Annotated in this window: 7 protein-coding genes; all 7 read left to right on the forward strand. The window is 37.8% G+C overall.

The window, feature by feature from the left end:
* Positions 1–100: 100 nt before the first annotated feature.
* The 7 genes from AB7E63_RS08160 to AB7E63_RS08190 all read left to right on the forward strand — a co-directional run bounded on the left by AB7E63_RS08160 (position 101) and on the right by AB7E63_RS08190 (position 7,855).
* Complete coding sequence (locus tag AB7E63_RS08160; protein WP_006340720.1) at positions 101–880, forward strand: hypothetical protein; 780 nt, start codon at positions 101–103, stop codon at positions 878–880.
* A gap of 143 nt (positions 881–1,023) precedes the next feature.
* Positions 1,024–2,067, forward strand: a complete 1,044-nt coding sequence (locus tag AB7E63_RS08165; protein WP_006340719.1) for a hypothetical protein — start codon at positions 1,024–1,026, stop codon at positions 2,065–2,067.
* Between the two features lie 112 nt (positions 2,068–2,179).
* On the forward strand, positions 2,180–2,578 hold the full coding sequence (locus AB7E63_RS08170; RefSeq protein ID WP_013924071.1) for a hypothetical protein: 399 nt from the start codon (positions 2,180–2,182) through the stop codon (positions 2,576–2,578).
* A 104-nt stretch (positions 2,579–2,682) separates the two neighbouring features.
* Entirely contained in the window at positions 2,683–4,386 is a 1,704-nt protein-coding gene (locus AB7E63_RS08175) for a hypothetical protein (RefSeq protein ID WP_006340717.1), read from the forward strand.
* A gap of 6 nt (positions 4,387–4,392) precedes the next feature.
* On the forward strand, positions 4,393–5,016 hold the full coding sequence (locus AB7E63_RS08180) for a hypothetical protein (protein ID WP_006340716.1): 624 nt from the start codon (positions 4,393–4,395) through the stop codon (positions 5,014–5,016).
* Positions 5,017–5,018: 2 nt separating this feature from the next.
* Positions 5,019–6,299 carry a toxin-antitoxin system YwqK family antitoxin gene (locus AB7E63_RS08185; protein ID WP_006340715.1) on the forward strand — a complete coding sequence of 427 codons (1,281 nt, stop codon included), beginning with the start codon at positions 5,019–5,021 and terminating at the stop codon, positions 6,297–6,299.
* A gap of 308 nt (positions 6,300–6,607) precedes the next feature.
* Positions 6,608–7,855 (forward strand): TolB family protein, encoded by a 1,248-nt coding sequence (locus AB7E63_RS08190; protein ID WP_428419166.1) that lies wholly within the window; start codon positions 6,608–6,610, stop codon positions 7,853–7,855.
* The last annotated feature ends 36 nt before the right edge of the window (positions 7,856–7,891 follow it).

The following is a 7,891-nucleotide window of genomic DNA, read 5'->3' on the forward strand; positions in this document are numbered from 1 at the left end:
ACAAAATAATTAATTTGTCAAATACGCAAATTTATTGTAAAAGTGAGCAACACTTATTTTGAACAAACAGAAACATCTTTTATGAACCTCAGGAGTACCTATGAAAGCGATTATTTACGGCATGATTGCCTGCTTGATTCCATGTTTTGCTTTTGCTGATTATTCTGTTGAAGCTTTATTAAATCCCTATAAAGACTACCTTGAACAAGGAACCTATGTGGGAGAAGATTGGAGCGCATATGAAACAATTCCAAAATCTCGCTATGAAACGTTCAAAGCAGCTTTTGAACATTTTGTTGCAAATGACGGGAAAGTGATTGTTGAGTTGGGAACATCCCGTAGCTTTACACATGGTGGACACCCCGGCTGTAATTCTAGCAATCCGACTTATTGGACACCTCAACAACCTGAAAACTGGGATTGGGGCGCAGGCTTTTTCACACGCATGGCGGCCACATGTCTCCATCATCTTCAGCCACAATTTCATACGGTAGATTTAATTCCCCAGCACATTACACGCTGCAAAATTATGACATATGACTTTAAAGATATTCTCACTTACCACGTTGCTTCTTCGGAAGATTATTTAAAGAAGTGCTCTTTTCCGGATGGAATTGATCTCCTTTATTTAGATACAGGAGACATGACACCCATTGAACCAACCGCTGAATTACAGTTGAATGAAGCCAAAATCATTGTCCAACGTAATCTCATTGCCAAAAACGGCATTATTTTAATCGATGACGTGCGCAATCAAACCCCAAGAAAATATGGAGATCGTTCAGGCTTAGGCAAAGCGAAATATTCTCTTCCCTATTTGCTCGATCATGGTTTTGAAATCGTCATGGATGAATATCAAGTGATGTTACGAAAAAAATAAAATCATGCACGCATCTACACCATCTCATAGAGCATTTTTGTGAGATGGTGAAAGATAAAAACTAACATCATCAAAAAGAATTTCATAAAATGAAAAAAAATATCGCATTCATCTACTTTATATTTATTATATTCAACATTAGCATGTTAAACGCATCTCCTAAGGTCTTGCATCTCACTTTTCATCGGGGATGTCAAACAGAAGTAGAAGCTCTAGCTCAAGAATTTTCCCTTGATCTCACAACATGGTTTATTCCAGATTTGCCTCCAGGATGGTTTGATGGACAAGCTCAAGGATGTGCCTTATACAATATCGATCATGCACGTGCAGAAAGAATCTGGCAATTGCACAAACCCTTTTTTGAAACTTTTGACGCCATTATCACAACAGACACAGCTCCACTAGCACGCATTTTTTTGCAAAATCATTGGAAAAAACCTCTCATCGTTTGGATATGCAATCGCTTTGATTACACGGATCAAGCAAGCTTAGATTGCACATTTCCCGATCCTGAATATTACTCTCTTTTTTCCAAAGCTCATTCTCAAAGCAACGTAAAAGTGATTGCATACACAGAATTCGAACATTACTATGCCTTAAGCAAAGGTGTCCATACAGGAAAACTCACCATTACTCCAGGTTTAACAACATGCCAAGAATCAAAACACTCGCTTATTCCTTCAATGGTCTCTAAACCCCAATCCTTTTTCCTTCCACCCTATCATAATGAAACCCATTTCATGGATTTGTCTGGGCATTGCAATTCTCTGGGACTTTCGAATTATTGTGGACGTTATAATGGTCCCTATGACTTAAAAGATTTTAAAGGAATTATCCATATTCCTTATGCCTGGTCTAATCTCTCCTTGTTCGAAAATTTGCAGCTAGGAATTCCTTATTTTATTCCTTCACCCAGCTTTCTTTTCGAACTGTCCCTAAAAAATACCTTCTTCCACCAAGATATCTCATACCTTATCAATCACAACCTCATCCATTTATCGGAGTGGTACAATCAATTACATGCTCCTCTTTTTATTTATTTTGACTCTTGGCAGGACTTGCAATATAAAGCCAATCATACAGACTATACGTTTCAAAGGAAAAAAATTGCGGCTTTTTCTCAAAAATATCGCAAGCGACTCTTGCAAAAATGGGAAAAAGTGCTAATAGAACTTAAATTAAAATAACCAATAATTTAATTTATTTTATATGTTTTTTCGATTATAATTAAAGTATAAAAGATAATTGAGTATTAGCTCTTAATTATCTTCAATATAACGTTCTCAAAATGGTGCGGTTATGATACTAGATAGTGAATTGAAAAAACTATTCGATAGGCTACATGACGAAGACTGCGTTCAGATTTCGCTAATGGGATCTGATATCTTCGTTAAAACAGATCATATCTCACAAATTTCACTCCTCACTCAGGTCTATTTTGGCGGAAACTTTATTCCAAAAAGTGTACGTCGATGCCTGACTGGTAAAGCCCCTTTTGATGACAGCGCCCTTGAAACTTTTTTAACAATGGATGAAGGGCAATTTAAAATTTTCCTCAATTATACTGGTAATATCGAAAATCTTTCTCACAGAACTTTCATTGACGTTTTGGAAGAGTTTAGTCATCAAGCAGACGAGTGGAAATTGTTTTTAGATGAACATGACAAAAATGACCTTGTCTATTCGCACGTTAAATAGGCAAACGAACAAATCTTACTAAGATTGAAAGATTTATCTTGAATACTCTTGATTTTTGATCTATGGTTTTGACAACCTAGATCAAAATCACAGAGTATTTTTTCATGCTAGATTCACCCAACGCTTTGCATGTTTTGGGTTTGGATATCGAATCCAACAAATTAAAGGGCATCTTATTAACAGAAGTTAAAGGCAAGCCTTCTCTGATTCGAATCCTTTTTTCCGAAACATTATCTAATGGAAGCAACTCCTCTTTTTTTTCCCAGGAGACAGCACAGACAATTAATACCCTTTCGGCAAATGCTCTTGTAGGGGTCGCTTTAAAAACCGATGAAGTCCTCATTCGTCCGTTAGAAGTCAAACTTAAAAAAGAGCAAGAAATTGCGTCGATTATTGATTTTCAATCAGAACCTCTCCTTCCTTTTCCTGTTGAAAATGCCATTGTTGAATGGACAAAACTTGGAACAACCACAGATGGCTCTAAATTAACGATCATTGCAGCCCGAAAAGATTACGTCGAGAAAGAGCTCGCCAAGTGGAATACATTTCATGTGGAACCAGAATTACTTTCATGCGCGCCCGCTGCACTTGCAGCGTTTAGTTCACAGTTTTGCGACTTATCTGGGCCCCAATTAATTTTACACATCGGAAGCTCCGGAACCTCTTGCGTCATGGCTGAGGAAGGCAGGGTTATTGCAGCCCAGTCTGTTCCGCGTGGAATAGAACAACTTGTGCAAGCTTTTCAGCAAGATCTCTTACAAGATCCCTTATTTAAAGAAAGATCCTTTGCTTCTCTAAAATCGGACGAGCTTAAGAATCTCCCAAGCTTTGCAGAAAACCTAGACCGCTTAAGAATTGACGTTACGCGCATCGTTTTAGGAATCTCAAAGCAGATTAAAGGATTTGAACCCCAAGAAGTTTTCTTAACTGGGGAAATTGGACAATATCCCGAATTAATCAATGAAATTTGTCAAAACCTGCAATTAAAGATTTTACAACCAATTGAACATCAAAACTTTATATTAAATCGAGAAGAACTGCAATCTTATGCGATTCCTATTGGGATTGCTCTAACAGGGCTTCCAAACTGGAAAGAACAGATTAATTTTCGGCAAAAACAATACAACTATCCTCACCCATGGAAACGCTTAAAAAAATCGATTGTGACCTATTTTGGTGCCTGCGTTTTTCTTGCTTTTGCCCTTTACTGTTTTGGATCGGCCTACCTCAGTAAACAAACCGACCATCTTCGCACAGATTATGTCAATCTACTCGCTTCCATGCATCAATCATACCCCGAGTTCGAAGAGCTATTTCGTAAAAAAAATGGATTAGAACCTATTTCGACCGACGAAGATTTAGATCCTATGGAACTGTCTATTGATGATCTTTCTGCACGTGTTCAGTTTTTAAATAGCTTAGTCAGTACATCTCCTGATTCTTATCCTTTATTTCCTAATACGCCTGCTGTCAGCGATGTTTTAGCTTGGCTAGCTAAACACCCCTCCTTTAACCCATCTGAAAATGCTGATGAACAAAAAATAGAAGGCTTAAAAATTGAAAGCTTTACTTACAAGATGGTCAAAAAACCAGATAAAAGTAAAAAAAACGAAATTTACCAAGTGCGTGTCGATCTGGATTTTTCAGCTCCAACTCCCACGCAAGCACGAGAATTTCACGATTCACTGATTGCTCCCAATGAAATGGTTGATCCGAAGGGGGAGATTAAATGGGGCACAAACCGAGGTCGCTACCACACTTCTTTTTTCTTAAAAGATCGCACGTTATACCCATCATCTATTAAGTGAGACGATATGTTCAGTCAAATTCCTCAAAATAGACTCTTGCTCTACCTCATGCTTCTTGGAGCTTTGCCTTTATTTCTTTCAACAATCTACTTTTTTTCTAATGAAAATGCGGTAGATTCCTTGAAAAATTCGATTGAAGAAACAGAGAATCAGGTTTTTTTACAAGCAAAGAGACAGGCAAACAATAAGGCTGTCAGCAACCATTTTAGAGAAGCTGATCGCTTTTATATTGATAAACAGCTGGAGCAATTGACATTTCTTAAGCCAGAAATTCAAAGCTTAAAAGATGTGATTGAAAACAAAAATTATGCGGGTGATGAAAATGTACGCAAACGGCTTGATTTCTTAACTGGACCAGGAAACAAACTTCTTTTTTCAGAAGGCGTGGTAGATACCCTCCCGGGTTTCCAAGAGACCATTGTCACACAGGTTCACCCAGTAGAGGTGGATGCTTCAGATCTTGCCACCATTCTAGCTCTCATTGAGGGACAAAAGATCGGCGAACATGAAGCTGGACCAAATCGTCCTCAACTGATTATAATTGATTTCAGCTTAGAGAAAAAAGCTTCGGTTAATAAAAACGAAACTTTTGCCCTTAACATGAAACTCTTAAAGCGAGAAATCTTATAATCATGTCCATTCGATCCTTATGTCTCTTAAGTCTCCTTCTCTTCACAGGATGCGCACGCTATTTCTATTGTGAATATAATCCAGATGAACTCTCTACAATTAATATCATCGATCAAAACGGCCTCTCGGAGACATTTACAAGTCGTGAGCGTGTTAAACAATATGAAAATGTCGACTTCATGACAAATCAACCCTATCAAAAAGTGATGCGGGTGTATGGAAAGGATGAGTTTGGTAATGCAAGAGCTTTAATCACAAGTTATCACCCCAATGGGCAAATCCAGCAGTATCTGGAAGTGGTCAATAACCGCGCTTTTGGAGAATATAAAGAATGGTATCCCACAGGAAAGCTTAAGCTAGCAGCTAAAGTCATTGGCGGTGTAGCTGACATCAATACAGCTGCTGAAAAAAGTTGGTTATTCGATGGAATTGCAAAAGTGTGGAGTGAGGAAGGTTGTATTGAAGCCTGTATTTGCTATTACAAAGGAATCCTCGAGGGAGAATCTCTATATTATCATTCCAATGGAAAGTTGTGGAAACGCATTTTTTATAAAGATGATAAAATTGAGGGAGATGCCGAAATTTTTCTAGATAACGGTGAACTTCTCCAAGTTACACATTACGTGGAAGGCAAAAAAGAAGGGGTCGCCAAAAGATATTGGGCTCCTTGTCAAGTGGCTTCTGAAGAGATCTATTGCAATGACTTGCTTGTCACCGCCTTTTATTTTGACAAATCGAACAACCTCATTGCCCAAATCGAAAACGGAAACGGAATTCGCGCTGTTTTCAACCGAGAAAGCGTGTATGAATTCCAACAATATCAAAATGGCGTACTCGAAGGAAAAGTATGTGTCTTTGATGAAAGAGGGTTCCTCGTCAATACCTACCATATGCTCAACCAAAAAAAACATGGGGAAGAAGTCGAATACTACCAACAATTGTTTAGCAGCCAAATCCCTCAACCTCTTCTTTCTATTCAATGGTATGAAGATAAAATTCAAGGGGTATGCAAAACGTGGTACCGCAATGGACAATTAGAAAGTCAACGCGAGATGAGCAATAATAAGAAAAATGGAATTGCTCTAGCCTATTATCTCGATGGCAATTTGATGATGATTGAAGAATATGATCATGGCAAACTTCTCAAAGGAAAGTATTACAAAAAAGGGGAAAAAACCCCAATTAGCGAAGTTGCAGAAGGATTTGGTCTTGTTACTGTGTATGATGCAGATGGTAACTATCTGAATAAATTCACCTATGCGAAGGGAAAACCGGACGAATGATTTCGCCAAATCCCCACATATATTTGTTGCCATTAGGCACGCTTTTTAACAAATTTTTTCAGACTCAATCAAAGAGCTTTGCTCTAGATTTTTGCTTGCACCTTTCCCTGATCTGGTAAACATAAATGGTCTCTTTGTGATTGAGAAATCGACCTAAAATTAAGGCTGAAATAGTTATAGCTTAGCAGTTTATTTAGAAGCCTTTATCATATGACTTAACTAACGAGGCACCCTCTTAAGAAAAAATTATTTTGAATAGAAAAAAATTATTTTCTTGTTTAAACTAAATCCACAAAAGAGAGGGATTCATGTATAAGAAAATGGTTCCAATTATCTTGCTTTCTGTAATAGCTCTCCAAAATTTTCTCTCCGCTCTTCCACAAGAAGATCTTTTCCAAATTACATTTCTTCCGAAAGAGATAGGAAGCCATGAAAAAATTGCTGTTCATCCTAATGGACAATCTATTATATACACAGTTCATCAAAAACCTTTAGAAGGTTTTCCTGATGATGCTTACATCATGCCTACCGGAGTTCCTTTTAACAGACTCCACAGTTATCTTTACATCTATGAACTAGAATCCGGAAAGACCACGCAAATTGGACCTAAGGATGCAAATTGTTGGCGCCCCTGTTTTTCTCCTGATGGTCAGAAAATAGCTTTTTATTGTGACAAAGAGGGATTTTCCAATTTATGGATTCATGATATAGCCTCAGCACAATCATCTCTTGCTTGTAAGAATGCGATTAGAACAAATCTGTGTGGATTAGTGGATCGTCCTTATTGGAGTCCCGATAGCAGCCTTGTTTATATCCCCATTCTTCCTTTAGAACATGCTGGTACTCTAAGTGATAGCAACCAAAAAAATCAAGAAACCACAGTTTGTTTGTATTCAAGTGAGAGTCCTCCTTCACAGCTTAATATTCCAGTATTTGGAAAAATCGCTTCAGTCAATTTAAGAACAGGCGAATGTAACATCATCGCACCTATTAATGAAAATGATCCTCTATCCTTTCAGTTTGCGCTCTCCAAAACAGGCCTATATGTTGCCTATCTTTCGTTCTTAAATGATGTATCTACAAATCCTTGTGATTTAAGAGTGTGTTCTGTTGATTCAAAAAAAACATTTAACATCACAAAACACCTTACGATTCGCGGTAAGACTGCAGAAATTGTTTGGCACCCTCACCAGGATAAACTAGCCTTTATAGAAAAAGGCAGGGTTTTTATCGCCTCATGGGATAAAAATGGAGAATATGAACTAAAAGAGCTTTCTAAGGGCTATGAAGCTATATTTTCAACAACCACATTAAGATTTTCTTCAGATGGTAAAACTCTATTGGTTGGAACCAACACGACAGACCTAGGCCATTCTGATTACTCTCAGACTCTCTTTCTCTTTTCTTTAGAAGGGGCCTCTCCTCATCAAATAATAATCCCCAAAGGATGGAGTTATCATTCTACATTGGAAACAGAAGGTGGTGACTTTTGGCAACCCGAAAAAGACGTGGTGGTCATCAGTCTAATAAATAGCACAGAAAACGCGATCGTGTAATTTTATTTTGAAACAAATTGTTATGAATTCTTGTGG

Source organism: Parachlamydia sp. (genome assembly GCF_050255895.1).
GTDB lineage: Bacteria > Chlamydiota > Chlamydiia > Chlamydiales > Parachlamydiaceae > Parachlamydia > Parachlamydia acanthamoebae.